Below are 19,379 nucleotides of genomic sequence, written 5' to 3'. Positions count from 1 at the left end.
TTGTTAGTGTTGATGCCAAGCAAACGTTAAATCGTTACAGCACTAAGAGAAGAAAAATATGCAAAAATCGCTCATGACCATTCATCACCATCATCATCCTGACTAGTCTTTCGGGAGATGTGGTTTCGACTGGAAGACAAGGAGTAAGGTTCTTCCACCGGTCATCAAAGCGAACACAAGATTCAGACCCCCGGAAGCGAACCTTCCGGGGGTTTTTACTTTTAGGATTCAAAAAATTGCGATGACACTTTAAGGAAACGGGAAGTCGTCATAGCGAAAAAGATACAGGGAATAGATCATGCAAACAGAACGTCTAAGAATTGCCATTCAGAAAAAAGGCCGCCTTGCGAAAGAGTGTCACGAACTGCTCAAGCGCTGCGGTGTAAAAATTAACTTTTCCGGCGACCGTCTGATAGTTCACGCCGAGAATATGCCAATCGATTTGTTGCTGGTACGTGACGACGATATCCCAGGCCTCATCATGGATGGTGTGGTTGATTTAGGTGTTATCGGCGAAAACGAACTCGAAGAAGTACGTTTAGAGCGTGTTGCACTGGGCGAGCCAAACGAGTACGTGAAGCTTCGTCGTCTCGACTTTGGTGGCTGCCGCCTGTCTGTGGCTATCGATAAAGACAAAACTTATAACGGTCCACAGGATTTGGCTGGCAAGCGTATTGCCACGACTTATCCAAATATCCTCAAAGATTACCTCGACAAACAAGACGTTAAATTCAGCACATGTATGTTGAACGGTTCTGTTGAAGTCGCACCGCGCGCCGGTCTTGCGGATGCTATTTGTGATTTGGTTTCTACAGGTGCAACGCTTGAAGCTAACGGCCTGAAAGAAGCAGAAGTTATCTTCCGCTCTAAAGCGGTACTTATTCAGCGCATGGGTGAGTTCGATGCAGACAAAACTGCACTGATTGAACGCCTGCTGACCCGTATCAAAGGCGTTATCCAAGCTAAAGAATCAAAATACATCATGCTTCACGCGCCTAGCGAAACCTTGGAGCAAGTGGTTGAATTGCTGCCAGGCGCAGAAGACCCAACTATCCTGCCTCTTGCACACGACAAACAGCGTGTTGCTGTTCACTTGGTTAGTACCGAGAACCTGTTCTGGGAAACCATGGAGAAACTGAAGGCCTTGGGTGCGAGCTCCATTCTGGTGCTGCCAATCGAGAAGATGATGGAGTAAGCCATGAAAACAGTGGTTTGGAAATCCCTCAGTGATACACAGCAGGCAAAAGCGCTAGAGCGCCCTGCTATCTCTGAAAGTGCATCAATCACTGAAGCCGTTGAAGGCGTGATCAAACAAGTCCGCACTGGCGGTGATGCTGCGCTGAAAGCACTGACAGAGAAATTCGATAAAGTGGTACCTGAGAATATTCAGGTTTCACAAAATGAAATCGATGCGGCGGAAGCTCGTCTGGGCGAGGAAATCAAAACAGCACTCAAACAGGCTTATGACAACATCGCTTGCTTCCACAAAGCGCAAAAAGCAGGGCCACTGACGGTAGAAACTATGCCGGGGGTGGTGTGTGAGCTGGTAACCCGCCCGATTAACCGCGTTGGTCTTTACATTCCGGGTGGCAGCGCGCCGCTGCCATCAACCGTATTGATGCTGGGTGTGCCTTCTCAAATCGCCGGCTGCCGTAAAGTGGTGCTATGTTCACCGCCACCAATCGCTGATGAAATTCTTTATGTTGCCAAGCTTTGTGGCATTGACGAAGTCTACAACCTCGGTGGCGCACAGGCAGTTGCAGCCATGGCTTACGGCACTGAAACGGTAAGCAAGGTTGATAAGATTTTTGGCCCGGGTAACGCCTTCGTGACCGAAGCCAAACGTCAGGTCAGCAATGATCACCAAGGTGCTGCGATTGATATGCCAGCAGGCCCTTCTGAAGTGCTGGTGATTGCGGATGAAGACGCTGATGCAGATTTCGTTGCCGCTGATTTGCTGAGTCAGGCTGAACACGGCCCTGATTCTCAGGTTGTGCTTGTCACTCCGTCGCCTGTGCTGGCAGAGAAAGTGGCTGACGCCGTCAAAGCTCAACTCAAGGTACTTAGCCGCGCTGACATCGCTAGCCAGGCACTGGGGTCTAGCATCATCATCATTGCAGACAGTCTGACCCAGTGTGTTGCGATTTCAAACAACTACGGCCCTGAGCACTTGATTGTCCAAACCAAGAACCCACGTGAATTGCTGCCACTGCTGGATAACGCAGGCTCGATTTTCCTGGGTGCATGGTCACCGGAATCTGTCGGCGATTACGCATCTGGCACCAACCATGTGCTGCCAACTTACGGCTATACGCGCACCTACTCAAGCCTTGGCCTTGCCGATTTCAGCAAGCGCATGACAGTGCAAGAGTTGTCATCTGATGGCTTGCAAGCCTTGGCCCCTACTGTCGTTGCGATGGCCAATGCTGAAGGTCTGGATGCGCACAGAAACGCCGTGACCCTTCGTGTTGAAAAACTCAATAACAAAAAATAATAAAGGGGAAGCAATGGACATTGAAAAATTAGCCCGTAAGGACGTTCAGGCACTGACCCCTTACATGTCCGCCCGCCGATTGGGCGGCTCTGGTGATGTTTGGCTGAATGCTAACGAATCACCATTTAACAACGAATACACCATCAACGGTGCTGGCCTGAACCGCTACAGCACCTGTCAGCCTGAAGAACTGATCCGTGCTTACGCAGACTACGCAGGTGTTCGCCCAGAGCAGGTCCTGACCTCTCGTGGCGCAGATGAAAGCATCGAACTGCTGATCCGTACTTTCTGTGAAACCGGTGAAGACAGCATTCTGTTCTGCCCACCAACGTATGGCATGTATGCCATCAGCGCAGAAACAACCGGTGTTGCCCGCAAAACAGTGCCGCTGACCGATGAATGGCAATTGAATCTGCCAGAAATCGAAAAGAATCTTGATAGCGTCAAACTGGTGTTTGTGTGTAGCCCAAACAACCCGACCGGTAACCTGATTAACCGCGACGATATTGAAACGCTACTGGAAATGACGGCTGGCCGCGCGCTGGTAGTCATGGACGAAGCCTACATCGACTTCTGTCCAGAAGCCTCAACCGTTGACCTGCTGGTACGCTACCCGAATCTTGCGATTCTTCGTACTCTGTCAAAAGCCTTCGCTTTGGCGGGCTTGCGCTGTGGCTTCACGCTGGCGAACCAGCAGATCATTCAATTGATGACCAAAGTGATTGCGCCATACCCAGTGCCAGTGCCTGTTACTGAAATTGCCGTACAGGCGTTAAGCGAAGCAGGCCTTGCCCGTATGAAGTATCAAGTCCTGGACTTGAATGCCAACCGTGCCTATCTGCAGGCGGGTCTTGCGATGTTGCCGGGCGTGGAAGTGTTTGATGGCTATGGCAACTACCTGCTGGTGAAATTCCCAGACGCTGATCTTCTGTTCTCAGCCCTTTGGGACAACGGCATCATCTTGCGCCGTTCGCCAATTGAAGGATGCATCCGAATCAGCGTGGGCAACCGCGAAGAGTGTGAAAAGACCCTGACCTTTATCCGCCAGCAACTGGCATAAAGAGCGCAACAAAAGGAATTTGTAGTGAAAGAAAAAATCCTCTTTATCGACCGCGATGGCACGCTGATTGTTGAGCCGCCTGTAGATTTTCAGGTCGACCGCCTCGACAAGCTCAAGCTTGAGCCATTCGTGATCCCTGCCCTGCTGGCACTGCAAGACGCTGGCTACAAGCTGGTGATGGTGACCAACCAGGATGGTCTGGGCACTGACAGCTACCCACAGGAAGATTTCGACGCTCCACACAATATGATGATGGAGATTTTCGAATCTCAAGGCGTGAAATTTGCTGACGTTTTGATTTGCCCACACTTCGACCACGAAGATTGTAGCTGCCGCAAGCCGAAGCTTGGTTTGGTTAAAGAGTACCTCCAGCAAGGCCGAGTGGATTTCAAAACCTCTGCCGTGGTAGGCGACCGTCAGACCGACCTGCAGCTTGCTGAAAACATGGCAATCCGCGGTATTCAATACAACCCGGAAACCATGGGCTGGCAGCAAATCCTGAAGGATTTGACCACCAACCCTCGCGTTGCAACGGTTGTTCGCACAACCAAAGAGACGGATATCCGTATCACGGTGAACCTCGATGAAACTGGCGGCAATAAGATCAGCACAGGACTTGGTTTCTTCGACCACATGCTGGATCAAATCGCTACCCACGGTGGCTTCCGTATGGAAGTGGCGGTTGATGGCGACCTGCACATAGACGATCACCACACTGTAGAAGACACGGCGCTGGCGCTGGGTCAGGCGCTGAAAGAAGCGCTAGGTGACAAACGCGGTATTGGGCGTTTCGGTTTCAGTCTGCCAATGGATGAGTGTCTGGCGCAATGTGCTCTGGATTTGTCTGGCCGCCCATACCTCAAGTTCGAAGCGACCTTCTCTCAGGACAAGGTTGGCGATCTTTCAACTGAAATGGTCGAGCACTTCTTCCGCTCACTGACCGACACCATGGCGTGTACCCTTCACCTGTCATCAGACGGCGACAATACACACCACATCGTGGAAAGCCTGTTCAAAGCCTATGGCCGCACATTGCGTCAGGCGATTCGCGTAGAAGGTAACGAGCTGCCAAGCAGCAAAGGGGTGCTGTAATGAGCGATGTAAAGATTGTCATCATCGACACGGGTTGTGCGAACGTCAGCTCTGTGCGTTTTGCGATAGAGCGCCTCGGTTACGATGTCACGATCAGCCGCGACCCAGATGTCGTGCTGGCAGCAGACAAACTCTTTCTGCCGGGTGTAGGCACCGCGTCCGAGGCGATGAAAAACCTGGAAGAGCGCGACCTGATTTCGCTGGTGCGTGAAGTGAAGCAGCCTCTCCTAGGCATATGCCTTGGCATGCAGCTTCTGGGTAAATCCTCACAGGAAGGCAAAGAGCAGGTGAACTGCCTAGGCCATGTTGATGCCGACACAAGCTTGATGGAAACCGGCGAGTTGCCGCTTCCCCACATGGGTTGGAACACGGTCACCCCAGTGAACAATCACCCGCTGTTTAAAGACATTCCAGAAAACAGCCACTTCTATTTTGTTCACAGCTACGCCATGCCAGTCGGTGATTACACCGTTGGTCAGTGCGATTACGGCAAGCCGTTTACCGCAGCAGTGCAAAGTGGCAACTATTACGGTGTGCAATTCCACCCTGAGCGCTCAAGCAAAGCTGGTGCGCAACTGATTAAGAACTTTTTGGAGATGTAATTAAGGATGATTATTCCCGCTTTGGATTTAATCGATGGGCAGGTCGTCCGTCTCTATCAGGGTGACTACGGACAAGTTACCGAATACAAAGTTGACCCAAGTGAGCAGTTCGCTATTTACCACAACGCAGGCGCAAACTGGCTGCACTTGGTAGACCTGACTGGAGCAAAAGATACCTCTGCCCGTCAGCTGCCATTGATTGAAAAGCTGATTGCCAGCACACCAGCCAACATCCAAATTGGCGGTGGTGTGCGCAAAGAAAGCGACGTGGTAGAGCTGCTACGTGCCGGCGCAAAACGTGTTGTCATTGGCTCTACGGCCGTTAAGCAACCTGAACTGGTTAAAGGCTGGATGGAAAAATACGGCGCAGAGCAAATCGTGCTGGCGCTGGACATCAACATTGATGACAACGGCAACCGCATGGTCGCGGTTTCCGGTTGGCAGGAAGATTCTGGCGTGACCATCGAGGCACTGCTGGACGACTTTCTGACCGTTGGTCTCAAGCACGTGCTGTGTACTGATATCTCTCGTGACGGCACCTTAGCTGGTTCCAACGTCGATCTATACAAAGACTTGTGTGCGGCGTACCCACAGGTTCAGTTCCAGTCTTCTGGCGGTATCGGTTCTCTGGCTGACATCGAAGCGCTGAAAGGCACAGGTGTCGCAGGCGTTATCGTCGGCCGTGCCTTGCTGGACGGCAAGTTCACTGCAGAGGAGGCATTCGCATGCTGGCAAGAAGGATAATCCCATGTCTTGATGTTCGCGATGGTCAGGTGGTGAAAGGCGTTCAGTTCCGTAACCACGAAATCATCGGCGATATCGTCCCGCTGGCCGCGCGTTACGCGGCAGAAGGCGCAGACGAACTGGTGTTTTACGATATCACCGCATCCAGTGATGGCCGCGTGGTCGATAAAAGCTGGGTCGCGCGTGTGGCAGAAGTCATCGACATTCCATTCTGTGTCGCTGGTGGCATCAAAACCGCAGAGGACGCCAAACGCATCCTGGAATTCGGTGCAGATAAAATCTCCATCAACTCCCCTGCACTGGCGAACCCAGAGCTCATCACCGAGCTTGCGGAGAAATTTGGCGTGCAGTGTATCGTGGTCGGTATCGACTCCTACTACGACAAAGACACAGGCAAGTATCAGGTTTATCAGTTCACGGGTGACGAAACCCGCACCAAAGCAACCCAATGGGAAACCCGCGACTGGGTGCAGGAAGTCCAAAAACGTGGTGCCGGTGAAATCGTGCTGAACATGATGAACCAGGATGGCGTGCGCAACGGCTACGACCTTGAGCAATTGAACATGGTTCGCGAAGTGTGCCACGTCCCACTGATCGCTTCGGGCGGCGCTGGTGAAATGGTGCACTTTGCCGAAGCTTACAAGAAAGCGAATGTTGACGGTGCGTTGGCAGCGTCTGTATTCCACAAGCAGATCATCAACATTGGTGAACTGAAACAATACTTAAAACAACAAGACGTGGAGATCCGCTTATGAGCCAGACACAATCAAACGCGGTGCTCGCTGAAAGCATCGACTGGGAAAAAGTCGACGGTTTGGTGCCAGCCATTGTCCAAAACTCGCAGAGCGGACAGGTTCTGATGATGGGTTACATGAATCAGGACGCGCTGGCAAAAACGCTCGATACCGAGCAAGTGACCTTTTTCTCACGCACCAAGGAGCGTCTTTGGACCAAAGGCGAAACCTCCGGTAACGTGCTGCGTCTCAAGCACATCGCTGTGGACTGCGATAAAGACACCCTGCTGGTGCAAGCAGACCCAATCGGCCCAACCTGTCACCTTGGCACTGAAACCTGCTGGGGAGAAGACGACGCAAACAAACCAGCTCTGGTGTTTCTTCATCAATTGGAGCAGGTGCTGGCTTCCCGTCGAGGATCCGATCCTTCAACGTCTTATACGGCGTCCTTGTATGCCAAGGGCACCAAGCGCATTTCGCAGAAAGTGGGCGAAGAAGGCGTCGAAGTCGCGCTTGCAGCGACGTCGGGCGATAAGGAGGAGCTAATCAATGAGTCTGCAGACCTGATGTACCACTTGCTGGTGCTGCTGCAAGACCAAGGCTTCTCGCTCGAAGATGTAGCAAATAAGCTGAAGGAACGTCACAAGTAAGCTTCTCAGCTAATCACAATAAAAGGCAATTTCGAAAGAGATTGTCTTTTTTTTCGTCATCCAATCACGATGTAGGCAATTTTCTCCCACCGAAATTGGCGCTATCAGTTAAAATTTCAATCAGATACTGAGACGAATGCTTAAGGATTGAAATGTTTAACGGCAAGTCGATTTTGATCACCGGTGGTACCGGATCATTTGGAAAGAAATACACCAAGACCATCCTTGCGCGTTACAAGCCTAAGCGACTCATCATTCTCTCGCGCGATGAACTAAAGCAATTCGAAATGCAGCAAGAGTTTAATGACCCTTGCATGCGCTACTTTATCGGCGATGTACGCGACGCTGGCCGCATGATGGAAGCCATGAATGGCGTTGATTATGTCATTCATGCAGCTGCTCTCAAGCAGGTGCCTGCCGCCGAATACAACCCGATGGAATGCATCAAGACCAACGTCCACGGTGCAGAAAATATCATCCGCGCAGCCATTGCTAACAAGGTCGAAAAGGTTATCGCCCTTTCTACTGACAAAGCCGCCAGCCCAAATAACCTCTACGGTGCCACCAAACTTTGTTCAGACAAACTCTTCGTTGCAGCGAACAACATGACCGGTGGCGGACAAACCCGTTTTGCGGTTGTTCGTTACGGCAATGTGGTGGGCTCCCGTGGTTCTGTGGTGCCGTTTTTCAAAAAGCTGGTTGAAGAAGGTGCAGATGCGCTGCCAATTACACACCCTGATATGACCCGTTTTTGGATTACCTTGCAGCAAGGCGTCGACTTTGTTCTGAAGAACTTCGAACGCATGCAAGGCGGCGAAATCTTTGTCCCGAAAATCCCATCAGTCCGCTTGATGGACCTAGCGACCGCTTACGGTAATGGTTTGCCGGTGAAAGAGATTGGTATTCGTCCGGGCGAGAAAATGCATGAAATCATGTGCCCAAGTGATGACTCTCATCTGACACTGGAATTTGCTGACCACTATGTGATGCGCCCAACCATCAAATTCTATGCGGCAGATTACGACTATTCAGTGAATCCTCTCGGTGAAAAAGGCGAGCCTGTCGCGGCTGGTTTTGAATACCACTCAGGTAGTAACCCGGATTTTCTGAACGTCGAGCAGATCCTGGAATTTGAGCAACAAGCATGATCCCTTACGGCAAACAAAACATTAGCCAAGACGATATCGATGCTGTCGTTGACGCTTTAACGTCTGACTTCATCACTCAAGGGCCGCGCGTTACTCAGTTCGAAAACGCTGTCGCCCAAAAGGTCGGGGCTAAGCACGCTATCGCAGTTAACAGTGCGACTTCCGCGCTGCATATCGCTTGCTTGGCACTGGAGCTTGGTAAAGGTCAGCGCCTATGGACCTCTCCCAACACCTTTGTGGCGTCAGCAAACTGCGGTTTGTATTGTGGTGCAGATGTCGACTTCGTCGATATCGATCCAGCTACCTACAACCTTTGTCCAAAGCGTTTAGCAGAGAAGCTGGAACACGCAAAGCTGACGGACACCCTGCCGCATATAGTGGTCGTGGTACATATGTGCGGGCAAAGCTGCGATATGAAAGCTATCCACCAGCTTTCCGAGCAATATGGTTTCCGCATCATCGAAGATGCCTCTCACGCCATCGGCAGCAAATATCAGGATAAGTATGTTGGTAGCTGCCAATACAGCGATATCACCGTATTCAGCTTTCACCCAGTAAAAATCATCACCACCGCAGAAGGGGGCATAGCGCTGACCAACAATCCAGAGCTCGCCAAAGCGATGGAGAATCTTCGCAGCCACGGTGTTACGCGGGATTTAGAATCTTTGGTCGACAGCAACCAAGGCGCTTGGTACTACGAGCAGCAGTCACTGGGTTTCAACTACCGCATGACGGATCTTCAAGCCGCGCTGGGAACTTCTCAGCTGGCGAGACTGGATGCATTTGTAGAACGCCGACAAGTACTTGCAGAGCGCTACACTGAAAAGCTGTCGGCACTGCCACTGACCACACCAACATTACTTCCCGCCAGTAAATCGGCATGGCATTTGTATGTCATCCAGTTAGCGGAACCTGATTGCCGCCGCCGCGTATTTGATGAACTTCGCGCGAAAGGCATCGGTGTACACGTGCATTACATTCCGGTTCACACCCAACCGCATTACCGCGAGTTGGGATTTGAGTGGGGACAATTCCCTGCCGCAGAAAATTATTATCAAGCTGCGCTCAGCCTGCCTCTTTACTTTGATATGACGGAAGATGAGCAGGACACAGTGATTCAGGCACTGGCTGACGCGCTGCGCTGAGGACGAAATGAAAGTCTGTATTATTCCTGCCCGTGGCGGCAGCAAACGTATTCCGGGAAAAAACCTCAAGACCTTCATTGGCAAGCCAATCATTGCCTATGCCATTGATGTCGCTAAAAAGTCTGGCCTGTTTGACCGCATCATTGTCTCGACAGACAGCGAGGATATTGCCGGTGTCGCCAAAGAACATGGCGCAGAGGTGCCTTTCCTTCGTCCTGCAGATATCGCGAATGACCATGCGACAACGTTGGACGTGATCAAACATGCCATCGAATGGCTTCAGGAGAACGACACCCGTCCATTGGGCTCGGTCTGCTGTCTTTACGCCACCGTGCCGTTTACCCGCGCAAAGGATCTTGAAGAGGGTCTTGCGCTATTGGAAAAAGAACAGACCCAGTACACTTTCGCCGCCACACGCTTTTCATTCCCCATTCAGCGTAGTATCCGAATGAATGGCGAAGGCAATGTGGAGATGTTCTGGCCTGAGCATTTCTCCACCCGCTCACAGGATTTAGAGACTGCATATCACGATGCGGGGATGTTTTACTGGGGCAAGCCGGGCGCTTTCCTTTCCGGCAAACCGATTTTCGCGCCACACTCAAAAGCCGTTCAGATCCCTCATTTCCGGGTTCAGGATATCGATGAGCCCGACGATTGGATCCGCGCTGAAATGCTCTATCAAATTCTTGAACAGCGAGGAGAGCTATGAAGGTTGCCATTCGCGCCGATGCTTCCAGCCAGATTGGTACCGGACATATCATGCGCTGTCTGGTATTGGCAAAAAAGCTGATTCAGCACGGCCATGACGTTGTACTTCTTAGCCGCCCTCTGACGGGCAACCTTATCGATTACAGCAAAGCTCAGGGTGTAGACGTAATTTCCCTGAAAACCATTCAGGAAACCTTCTTACCCGATGCCGGTGATTACAAACACTGGCTTGGCGTGACACAGGAAGCTGATGCAAACGAAAGCTTGGCAGCACTGGAAGGATTTCAGCCTGACTGGATTGTTATGGATCATTATGCGCTCGACCGTGAGTGGCAAGACTTGATGCGTACATCGGGTGCCAGAATCTTTACCATCGACGATCTGGCTAACCGTGAACACAAGTGTGATGTGCTCTTGGACCACAACCCGTGGCCGGATTTTGAAAACCGCTATCATCAGGTTGTGCCCAAGGAATGTACTCAACTTCTGGGACCAAAGTTTGGCCTGCTACGTCCACGCTTTTCCGAGCTTCGCCAGCAGCCTCCAGCACTAAAGAATGTGGTACTGGCTTTTTTCAGTGGCACTGACCCAAGTGGCGAATGCATTAAGCTTCTGAACGCCAGCAGACACTTCGATTCACTCCCTTTCCGTCTTCATGTCGTGCACGGATTGGCGAACCCAAGGAAAGACGACATTGCGTCGCTGCCTTTACCGGAGTTCGTGACGCTTTCTGAAAACCTTCCCGACTACGAAGCTGAGCTTGCCGCCTGCAGATATGCTTTTGGCGGCGCGGGTGTCAGCGCGATTGAACGCGCGAGTCTCGGTGTGCCGGGAACCCTCGTTTCCGTGGCAGAGAACCAACGTCAAATGGCCGAACACCTTGGGGCAAGCGGCCTCTATCGTTACCTTGGTGTCAGCGATAAAACCACCGAGCACGATTACGCCAATGAGCTGAAGTGGTTGGCTGACCATTGGAAGACTTTGCCTTATCGCTTGGAAAAATCAGATATCGATGGCAATGGTGCGCAGCGTGTAGTCGAAGTCATGGAGAGTTATTGCCCGTCAGAGACGAATAATCAGATGATATTCCGCCCCATGACGACCAGAGATTTACCCATGGTTCGAGGTTGGCGAAATGACCCTGGCGTTCGCGAGATGATGTTCACCCAACATGAAATCAGTGCTGAGGAGCATGAGCGCTGGTTTGCCAAAGCTTCAACTGACGCCACGAGACAGTTTTTTATTGCGCACGCTGAGGGAACGCCGGTTGGCATGGTCTCTTTCACAGAGATTGAAAGACAATCAAACACCGCAGAATGGGGGTTTTATAAATCCCCTGAAGCGCCCTCAGGCACTGGCTTTACGCTGTTATCGGAAGCATTGCACCTAGGCTTTGATAAGTTGGGGCTTGAAGGTATTCGCAGCCGGGTACTTTGCAGCAATCCAAAAGTCCTTTACCTTCACCACAAGCTTGGCTTTTCAAAGGAAAAGGACACGCAAACCCTAATCACAGCAGAGGGGAACAAAGACTATTTTGCTTTCTTCCTTTCACGTGAAGACTGGAACAGTAACACAGCATCATGACCCCGTTTATTACCATCGACGGCCGTAAAATTGGCCCAGACCACAAGCCTTACATCATCGCTGAAATGTCAGCAAACCATAACGGCTCCATCGAACGTGCTTTCCAGACCATTGAAATGGCCAAACGCGCTGGCGCTGATGCGATTAAGATGCAGAGCTATACCGCTGACACCATCACCCTTAATTGCGATTCTGACGAATTCCAAATCAAAGGCGGGCTGTGGGATGGTCGCACTCTTTATGACCTTTACCAAGAAGCACACACGCCCTTTGAATGGCACAAGCCGCTGTTTGATAAAGCACGCGACGTTGGCATTACACTGTTCAGTACGCCGTTTGATTTTACAGCGGTAGACTTGCTGGAAGATCTCAATGCGCCCGCATACAAGATAGCGTCGTTTGAAGCGGTCGATTTACCGCTAATCCGTTATGTGGCGCAAACCGGAAAACCGATGATCATTTCCACAGGCATGGCTAATGGTGATGAGATTGCCGAAGCGGTGGCGACTGCCCGTGACAATGGTTGTGAGCAACTGGTACTTCTTCATTGCATCAGCGCCTACCCTGCTCCAGCTTCCCAAAGCCATCTGCGTACCATTCCCGATCTCGCAGAAAAGTTCGGTGTGATAGGCGGCCTGTCTGACCACACATTGGGCACCACAGTGTCTGTTGCTGCTGTTGCGCTCGGCGCGTCCGTGATTGAAAAACACGTCACTCTGAGCCGCAATGACCCAGGCCCAGACTCTACCTTCTCTCTGGAGCCTGATGAACTGGCATCACTCTGTCGGAACACAGAAACCGCTTGGCAGGCATTGGGACGAGCAGGTTATCAACTTAAAGAAGCGGAGAAAGGCAATGTGCAATTCCGCCGTTCGCTCTATGTTGCTCAAGACATCAAGAAAGGTGAAAACCTCAATCCACACAACGTAAGAAGCGTTCGTCCGGGGTTTGGTTTAGCGCCCAAGCACTATGATGCTGTCATGGGACGAATCGCGCTCTCAGATATTCCCGCAGGCACTGCCCTTAATTGGGAGCTCATTTCTAAATAGCCATTTCTAAACAAGCAACAGTGTTCCAGATACTCAGTTGCTTAGCTCACCCTTCTAATATGAAGCTTTCATGACATACCCTTTTTCCTTGTTGACTCCTGCTTTGATGAAATTAATATATGGATATTCGCATATGGAGATATTCAAATGTTACCTCATCAGTTTTTCAAACTGCTCGCAGATGAAACCCGCGTGAGATGTTTATTGCTCATCGCGCGGGAAGAAAAAATCTGCGTGGGCGAGCTAACGAAAGCGCTCAACGAGAGCCAGCCAAAGATCTCCCGACACCTGGCACAACTTCGCTCAAGCGGCGTGATTTTGGATACCCGCCAAGGTCAGTGGGTGTTTTACCGTCTGTCTGACCAACTTCCCGGTTGGATGCGCAAACAAATTCAGGGGCTGGTCGATTCGAACTGCCTTAAACAAGAATACCAGCAAGATATCCAGCGTCTCTCGGAGATGAAATCTCGCCCAGAGTGCTGTGTTTAGAGGAAAATTGAGATGTCTATTAAAGTAGGAATTAATGGTTTTGGCCGCATCGGCCGTCTGGCACTTCGCGCCGCATTCGACTGGCCTGAACTTGAGTTTGTTCAAATCAACGATGTCGCCGGCGATACAGCGACGCTGGCTCACCTTCTGGAGTTCGACTCTGTTCAGGGCCGCTGGCACCACGAGGTCACCACCGATGGCGATGCCATGCTGATCAACGGGAAAACCATCCGCACTACACAACAAAAGAACATCAGTGATATCGATTGGTCTGGCTGTGACGTTGTTATCGAGGCAACAGGTGTACACCGTAAATCCGAGTTTCTGAATCAATACCTGGAGCAAGGTGTTAAACGCGTTGTTGTCTCTGCACCGGTGAAAGAAGACGGTATTGCCAACATTGTTGTAGGTATCAACGACAACATCTTCGACCCAGAAATCCACCGTATCGTGACCGCAGCATCGTGCACCACCAACTGTATCGCTCCCGTGGTGAAAGTGATTCATGAGAAACTGGGTATCGAGCAATCCGCTTTCACCACGATTCACGATCTCACCAACACCCAAACCATTCTGGATGCACCGCATAAAGACCTTCGTCGAGCGCGCGCCTGTGGCATGAGTTTGATCCCAACTACCACAGGTTCTGCTAAAGCTATCGTTGAAATCTTCCCTGAGCTGGAAGGCAAAATTAACGGTCATGCAGTCCGTGTTCCACTGGCGAATGCCTCTCTGACTGACATCATCTTCGATGTGAAGCGCGACACTACCGCAGAAGAAGTGAATGCCCTGCTGAAAGAAGCGTCTGAAGGCGAGCTGAAAGGTATTCTTGGCTTTGAAGAGCGTCCACTGGTGTCTATCGATTATAAAGGCGACCAGCGTTCTACCATCGTTGATGCCCTCTCGACTATGGTCGTTGGCAAGCGCATGGTGAAAGTCTACGCCTGGTATGACAACGAAATGGGCTACGCTACACGCACCGCAGAGTTGGTCCGCAAAGTAGGCTTGGCATAAATATAAAAGAGATATCAAGAGCTGCAAACGCAGCTCTTTTTTGGGCGAGTTGTTATGCTGTCTCAATTAAATTCCCACGTTCGCCAGTACATGCTGGTGACATTCAATTACTGGAATTTCACCATCACTGACGGTGCACTGCGCATGTTAGTGGTGCTTTATTTTTATGATCTGGGTTACTCCAGTCTGGAAATCGCTTCACTCTTTCTTTTCTACGAATTCTTTGGTGTGGTGACCAACCTGATTGGCGGCTGGCTCGGTGCAAGGTTGGGTCTTAACCGGACCATGAACATTGGTCTAGGCATGCAAATTGTCGCGCTCGCCATGCTGGCGGTCCCGACGGCTTGGCTAAGCATTCCTTGGGTAATGGCAGCACAGGCCATGTCCGGTATTGCCAAAGACCTCAATAAGATGAGCGCCAAGAGCTCAATCAAAACGCTGGTTCCTGAGGATGCACAAGGCGCACTCTACAAGTGGATTGCGATTCTCACAGGATCTAAGAACGCATTGAAAGGGGCCGGTTTCTTCCTGGGCGGTGCACTGCTTTCCTTGATTGGTTTCCAATCTGCTGTTGCTGCAATGGCTGGCGTCTTGTTGCTGGTATTTATCGGTAGTCTGCTATTCCTGAAATCGGACATGGGCAAAGCAAAAACCAAACCCAAGTTTTCAGAGATTTTCTCAAAGTCCAGCAGCGTGAATATTCTGTCTGCTGCCCGTATGTTCTTGTTTGGTGCCCGTGATGTGTGGTTTGTGATTGCACTTCCCATCTATCTCGGTACCACCTTTGGCTGGGACCACAGTGCCGTTGGCGCATTTCTGGCGACTTGGGTGATTGGCTATGGCTTTATTCAGGGGATTGCTCCGAAGATCACAGGCAAAGCCTCGGGTAAAACGCCGGATGGCAAAGCCGCGATTTATTGGGCGCTGTTGCTTTCTGTCGTCACCGGGATCATCGCCGTCAGCGTTCAACAACAGTGGCATCCGGAAACCGTTATCATTGTAGGCTTGATGGTGTTCGGTGCTGTTTTTGCTGTGAACTCTTCACTGCACTCTTACCTGATTGTCAGCTATGCCAAAGGTGACGGCGTTTCGCTGGATGTGGGTTTCTATTACATGGCGAACGCAATGGGACGCTTGATTGGCACCATTCTCTCGGGGTGGGTATTCCAGGTCTGGGGGTTTGCAGCGTGTCTCTGGGTGTCTTTCGCTTTCCTAGCAACGACCACAGTGATTTCGTTTTGGCTGCCTACGGCCAAAAACGAGTCTATCATCTAGGGGCTGTTGACCTTTGGTGATGATTTTTGCAGCAGTTTGTGGGGGTTTTATGCAAGGCAGAGGCTTCGATGTGTAGCTAGCCTACATGAGAAACCGATAACGCAGCAGAAATTCCCCACAAACGCTGCCCGAAGGGTTCTGCTCTAAGCGTTTTATGCTTTGTTGAGGTGTATTTGCTTAGAATCAATAGGCGGCACACACCTCGCCGCGCCTAAAACGCTCAGAGCTAGAACAAAATTTAACCACCAAAGGTTAACAGCCCCTTCCAATAAGCACAAAAAAGCCCGCGACTGCGGGCTTTCGTTTACTTCTCTAAATGTCAGGTACTTTGTTGCTCTTTCGCTTCTGTCGTTTGAGCACTGCTTTGGCCTTCTACTTCATCCAGCCAAAGCTTGTGGTGTTGCTTCGCCCAACTTTCATCCACGTAGCCTGTCGCCATGCCTTCAAGCGCGCCTTCCGTACCCACTGTACCGATGTAGATGTGTCCCAATGCAGCTGCGAACAAACCCAAAGAAGCGATACCGTGCAGCAGGTTTGCTATCTGCATATCCTCACGGGTTTAACCAAAGAGTGGGAAATCCATCACCAGACCGGTAATACAGAGCACCACACCAACGGTTGCCAGCAGCCAGAACCAGATCTTCTCACCACCATTGCAAAAACCTGCATCCGGGTGTTTACCGTTTGGCAGAACACCACCGCCTTGCTTGAACCATTCAATGTCGACTTTGTTGATGAAATTGTTCTTCATCAACTTCACCAACATACAAAGCAGTCGAGCACAAACAGCGGACCCAGATAGTTATGCGACACTTTAGCCGCATAGATGATGCTGCCCCAAACTGCTTCAGGCGCCACAGGTTTAATAAAGTGCTTACCGTATAGCAAGAGCACGCCACTGAACCCCAAGATCAGGAAGTTGATGGCGGTGAACCAGTGCATGGCGCGCTCAAACGGTGTCCAGCGCATCACCTTTTTGCCAGCGCGCTTATGCGATAACTCTATGCACTAAGCCGCTAATCTTTTCGACGGTACCGTGGCTGAAAACGTAGCTTGTGGTCTGAAAGGCAGGCATTTCTGTCAAAGAACTTGCCGCCAGCTTACAATGCAGGCCTTGCGAATGATTGGGCTGGAAAGCCTGAGCCGGGAGCATATCTCTGTGCTTTCCGGTGGTGAAAAACAAAAAGTGGCAATGGCTCGCGCCTGGGCGCTAAACCCTTCTATCCTTTTGATGGATGAGTCCTGCGCTAACCTTGACCCTGATGCCATCGAAGCACAGAAGGTCATGGTCAAAGATCTGTTAGATCGTGGTTCAAGTCTGGTGATCACCAGCCATCACCCTAACTCGCTAACTGCTTGCTGCAATCAGCGCTGGTCGATCTAAAGCCAACGCTTGATCCATAAGCCAAAACTTAACTTAATCAACAAGGATAACCATGCAGTCCCTTCCTGAAACCACGTGGGTCATTCTTGCCGGCGGCCAAGCTCGTCGCATGGGCGGAAAAGACAAGGGCCTTGTGACCCTGAATAACAAACCTCTCATCGATTATGTTCACGACCGCTTGGCTGAACAAGGCGCACATATCGCGGTCAATGCCAACCGCAATCAGGAAACCTACGCACAATATGGACAGGTTTTCAGTGATGTTTTCGAGGGCTTTCCCGGACCTTTAGGTGGCATCCATGCTGCAATGGCTCAATTAGACAGTGAGTGGTACGGTTTCGTCCCTTGTGACTGCCCTAACCTGCCTCATAACCTGCTAGAAAAGATGTATCAAACTATCTCTGATGATACCGAAATTGTGGTCGCCCATGATGGCGAGTCCGTCCAGCCAGTGGTGACTATGTACAAACGCAGTGTGTTTGAGCGATTAGAAAACTTTCTCAATAACGGTGACCGCAAAATCGTTCTTCTCTACGACACATGTAAGACGGAGTTCGTTGATTTCAGTGATGAGCATGATGCCTTCATTAATCTGAATACACCTGACGAGCTGGAAAAATTCGGGGCGCTTTCATGAGTCTTTCCAACTGTTCCTTACCTGTACTTGGGTTCGCAGCCTTCAGTGGTACAGGTAAAACCACCCTGCTTGAAAAACTCATGGGCGTGCGTATTGCCATGGTAAAACATGCGCACCATGAGTTTGATGTCGATAAATCGGGTAAAGACAGTTACCGCCTGAGAAAAGCTGGCACCTCCCAAGTGCTGATCAGCTCGCGCAATCGCAATGCCTTGATGAAAGAAACACCGGAAGAAGAAAATACACTCAATCAATTGCTCAGCCGCGATGAGCTCGCTAAGCAGTGGCTTCACAAAGAAGATAAGAACATCATCGCTATTGCCTGCGACAGCCACCTGTGATTCCTTATCCCCAACCATGCTTTCAGTGGATGCCGGAAGGGAGAAGATTTTAGCAGCCTTTGATGAGCCAGCCTCCAGCGAGGTTCACCCGCTGGAGTCTTTATCTGGACGGGTTTTGTCAGAAGATGTTATCGCGCCGGTCAATGTCCCTTCCAGCACCAATTCAGCCATGGACGGTTTCGCTATTCGCAGTGATGATTTAGAGCGCGACAGCTATCAAATCGTAGGCGAAATTTATACAGGTCATGGTCTTGGCATACCACTGAAAAAAGGCGAGTGTGTCCGCATCATGACAGGCGCGCCTGTTCCCGAAGGCGCTGACACTGTCGTGATGCGTGAGCAGGCAGCGATGGACGGCGATCTGGTGATGTTCGATACCTGAACGGACAAAATGTACGTCAAGCAGGTGAAGATTTAAAAAAGGGCATTGCGGTATTTAGCACAGACTCCCGCCTTAATGCCGCCTCAGTGGGTATGTTGGCATCACTGGGTTTCAATGAAGCCAAGTGTTATAAGCCTCTCACCGTTACTCTGTTTTCAACCGGTGATGAAGTGCAGGCACCCGGAACTCTTGCCAAAGAAAGCTGCATCTACGATGCCAATCGTTTTACGGTTCGCAGCATGTTGGAAAACCTCCGTTGCCGAATTCTTGATTTGGGCATTATTGAAGACAGTGAACAAGCACTGACAAACACACTGACCACGGCTATGGAAAAAGCCGATGTGGTGATTTCCTCCGGAGGTGTATCAGTCGGTGATGCGGATTACATCAAGAACGTTCTGGATGCTTTGGGTGATATTAACTTCTGGCGTGTAAATATGCGTTCAGGTCGTCCTCTCGCCTTCGGCAAGTTAGGCAATACACCTTTCTTTGGCTTACCGGGTAATCCAGTGGCAGTCATGGTGACCTTTCTGCAGTTTGTAGAACCTGCCATTCGTAAAATGCAGGGCGATGTGAACTGGCAACCTCAGCGTTTCTCGGCTGTGACCCAATAGAAAATCCGCTCCCGTCTCGGCCGTACAGAGTACACCCGCGGTATTTATTCCATCAGCGCCAACAGTCAAATTGAAGTGCGTTCTACGGGCTCGCAGGGCTCGGGCATTTTGCGCTCGATGCATGAAGCAAACTGCCTGATTGAGGTGTCACCGGAAGTGGAGAGCGCAGAAGTGGGTGATCGCGTTAATATCATTCCTCTAGCTTCGAGACTTTAAGCCCACCAAACCAAAAA

The 19,379-nt window shown here is 50.8% G+C and carries 20 protein-coding genes, 2 pseudogenes and 1 other annotated feature; of the genes and pseudogenes, 19 read left to right on the top strand and 3 right to left on the bottom strand.

Going from position 1 to position 19,379, the window contains the following annotated elements:
• The first annotated feature begins 81 nt into the window (after positions 1–81).
• Positions 82–221 (top strand) — a sequence feature (His leader region).
• 77 nt (positions 222–298) lie between these two features.
• The 16 genes from hisG (at position 299) to arsJ (ending at position 15,788) form a co-directional block, all read left to right on the top strand.
• The gene (gene hisG, locus K6Q96_RS05225) at positions 299–1,195 is read left to right on the top strand and encodes an ATP phosphoribosyltransferase (RefSeq protein ID WP_002542155.1); all 897 of its coding nucleotides are present in this window, start codon (positions 299–301) and stop codon (positions 1,193–1,195) included.
• A 3-nt stretch (positions 1,196–1,198) separates the two neighbouring features.
• Positions 1,199–2,494: a histidinol dehydrogenase gene (gene hisD, locus K6Q96_RS05220; RefSeq protein ID WP_251878385.1), complete on the top strand. Its 1,296-nt coding sequence runs from the start codon at positions 1,199–1,201 to the stop codon at positions 2,492–2,494.
• A gap of 19 nt (positions 2,495–2,513) precedes the next feature.
• The gene (gene hisC, locus K6Q96_RS05215; protein ID WP_156168218.1) at positions 2,514–3,554 is read left to right on the top strand and encodes a histidinol-phosphate transaminase; all 1,041 of its coding nucleotides are present in this window, start codon (positions 2,514–2,516) and stop codon (positions 3,552–3,554) included.
• A gap of 24 nt (positions 3,555–3,578) precedes the next feature.
• Entirely contained in the window at positions 3,579–4,646 is a 1,068-nt protein-coding gene (gene hisB / locus K6Q96_RS05210) for a bifunctional histidinol-phosphatase/imidazoleglycerol-phosphate dehydratase HisB (RefSeq protein WP_251878383.1), read from the top strand.
• Positions 4,646–5,248: an imidazole glycerol phosphate synthase subunit HisH gene (gene hisH, locus K6Q96_RS05205; RefSeq protein ID WP_251878381.1), complete on the top strand. Its 603-nt coding sequence runs from the start codon at positions 4,646–4,648 to the stop codon at positions 5,246–5,248. The genes hisB and hisH overlap by 1 nt, the downstream gene beginning before the upstream one ends.
• Before the next feature lie 6 nt (positions 5,249–5,254).
• On the top strand, positions 5,255–5,992 hold the full coding sequence (gene hisA / locus K6Q96_RS05200) for a 1-(5-phosphoribosyl)-5-[(5-phosphoribosylamino)methylideneamino]imidazole-4-carboxamide isomerase (protein ID WP_002542149.1): 738 nt from the start codon (positions 5,255–5,257) through the stop codon (positions 5,990–5,992).
• On the top strand, positions 5,974–6,747 hold the full coding sequence (gene hisF / locus K6Q96_RS05195) for an imidazole glycerol phosphate synthase subunit HisF (protein WP_046305799.1): 774 nt from the start codon (positions 5,974–5,976) through the stop codon (positions 6,745–6,747). Before hisA ends, hisF begins: the two co-directional genes overlap by 19 nt.
• Positions 6,744–7,376 carry a bifunctional phosphoribosyl-AMP cyclohydrolase/phosphoribosyl-ATP diphosphatase HisIE gene (gene hisIE / locus K6Q96_RS05190; RefSeq protein WP_251878379.1) on the top strand — a complete coding sequence of 211 codons (633 nt, stop codon included), beginning with the start codon at positions 6,744–6,746 and terminating at the stop codon, positions 7,374–7,376. Before hisF ends, hisIE begins: the two co-directional genes overlap by 4 nt.
• Positions 7,377–7,528: 152 nt before the next feature.
• A complete protein-coding gene (gene pseB / locus K6Q96_RS05185) occupies positions 7,529–8,524 on the top strand; it encodes a UDP-N-acetylglucosamine 4,6-dehydratase (inverting) (RefSeq protein ID WP_251878377.1) in 996 nt (331 codons plus the stop codon).
• Entirely contained in the window at positions 8,521–9,669 is a 1,149-nt protein-coding gene (gene pseC, locus K6Q96_RS05180; RefSeq protein WP_251878375.1) for a UDP-4-amino-4,6-dideoxy-N-acetyl-beta-L-altrosamine transaminase, read from the top strand. The genes pseB and pseC overlap by 4 nt, the downstream gene beginning before the upstream one ends.
• A 7-nt stretch (positions 9,670–9,676) precedes the next feature.
• Positions 9,677–10,378, top strand: a complete 702-nt coding sequence (gene pseF, locus K6Q96_RS05175) for a pseudaminic acid cytidylyltransferase (RefSeq protein ID WP_251878373.1) — start codon at positions 9,677–9,679, stop codon at positions 10,376–10,378.
• A complete protein-coding gene (gene pseG, locus K6Q96_RS05170) occupies positions 10,375–11,961 on the top strand; it encodes a UDP-2,4-diacetamido-2,4,6-trideoxy-beta-L-altropyranose hydrolase (protein WP_251878371.1) in 1,587 nt (528 codons plus the stop codon). The genes pseF and pseG overlap by 4 nt, the downstream gene beginning before the upstream one ends.
• Complete coding sequence (gene pseI, locus K6Q96_RS05165) at positions 11,958–13,010, top strand: pseudaminic acid synthase (RefSeq protein ID WP_251878369.1); 1,053 nt, start codon at positions 11,958–11,960, stop codon at positions 13,008–13,010. Before pseG ends, pseI begins: the two co-directional genes overlap by 4 nt.
• Positions 13,011–13,157: 147 nt before the next feature.
• On the top strand, positions 13,158–13,499 hold the full coding sequence (locus tag K6Q96_RS05160) for a metalloregulator ArsR/SmtB family transcription factor (RefSeq protein ID WP_251878367.1): 342 nt from the start codon (positions 13,158–13,160) through the stop codon (positions 13,497–13,499).
• 12 nt (positions 13,500–13,511) lie between these two features.
• Positions 13,512–14,513 (top strand): ArsJ-associated glyceraldehyde-3-phosphate dehydrogenase, encoded by a 1,002-nt coding sequence (locus K6Q96_RS05155; protein WP_251878365.1) that lies wholly within the window; start codon positions 13,512–13,514, stop codon positions 14,511–14,513.
• A 54-nt stretch (positions 14,514–14,567) separates the two neighbouring features.
• The gene (arsJ, locus tag K6Q96_RS05150) at positions 14,568–15,788 is read left to right on the top strand and encodes an organoarsenical effux MFS transporter ArsJ (protein WP_251878363.1); all 1,221 of its coding nucleotides are present in this window, start codon (positions 14,568–14,570) and stop codon (positions 15,786–15,788) included.
• 319 nt (positions 15,789–16,107) lie between these two features.
• Here the strand turns inward: arsJ and K6Q96_RS05145 are convergent, their stop codons facing one another.
• Genes K6Q96_RS05145 through K6Q96_RS05135 form a run of 3 tightly spaced genes read right to left on the bottom strand, consistent with a single transcriptional unit; the run spans position 16,108 to position 16,760 of the window.
• Positions 16,108–16,335, bottom strand: a complete 228-nt coding sequence (locus K6Q96_RS05145; protein WP_251878361.1) for a cytochrome b family protein — start codon at positions 16,333–16,335, stop codon at positions 16,108–16,110.
• Positions 16,336–16,347: 12 nt separating this feature from the next.
• Positions 16,348–16,539 (bottom strand): hypothetical protein, encoded by a 192-nt coding sequence (locus tag K6Q96_RS05140; RefSeq protein WP_251878359.1) that lies wholly within the window; start codon positions 16,537–16,539, stop codon positions 16,348–16,350.
• A 5-nt stretch (positions 16,540–16,544) separates the two neighbouring features.
• The gene (locus tag K6Q96_RS05135; protein ID WP_251878357.1) at positions 16,545–16,760 is read right to left on the bottom strand and encodes a cytochrome b family protein; all 216 of its coding nucleotides are present in this window, start codon (positions 16,758–16,760) and stop codon (positions 16,545–16,547) included.
• 49 nt (positions 16,761–16,809) lie between these two features.
• Here K6Q96_RS05135 and K6Q96_RS05130 point away from each other — a divergent pair.
• The 3 genes and pseudogenes from K6Q96_RS05130 to K6Q96_RS05120 form a co-directional block, all read left to right on the top strand.
• Positions 16,810–17,241, top strand: a pseudogene (locus tag K6Q96_RS05130) (ATP-binding cassette domain-containing protein); the annotation flags it as partial.
• On the top strand, positions 17,225–17,809 hold the full coding sequence (mobA, locus tag K6Q96_RS05125) for a molybdenum cofactor guanylyltransferase MobA (protein ID WP_251878353.1): 585 nt from the start codon (positions 17,225–17,227) through the stop codon (positions 17,807–17,809). The pseudogene K6Q96_RS05130 and the gene mobA, both read left to right, overlap by 17 nt.
• Positions 17,806–19,362, top strand: a pseudogene (locus tag K6Q96_RS05120) (bifunctional molybdopterin-guanine dinucleotide biosynthesis adaptor protein MobB/molybdopterin molybdotransferase MoeA). The gene mobA and the pseudogene K6Q96_RS05120 overlap by 4 nt, the downstream one beginning before the upstream one ends.
• Positions 19,363–19,379 lie beyond the last annotated feature (17 nt).

It is taken from the genome of Grimontia kaedaensis (assembly GCF_023746615.1).
Lineage (GTDB): Bacteria > Pseudomonadota > Gammaproteobacteria > Enterobacterales > Vibrionaceae > Enterovibrio > Enterovibrio kaedaensis.
Note: the sequence above shows the minus strand (reverse complement) of the source record. Positions and strands in the feature narration are given on the sequence as shown.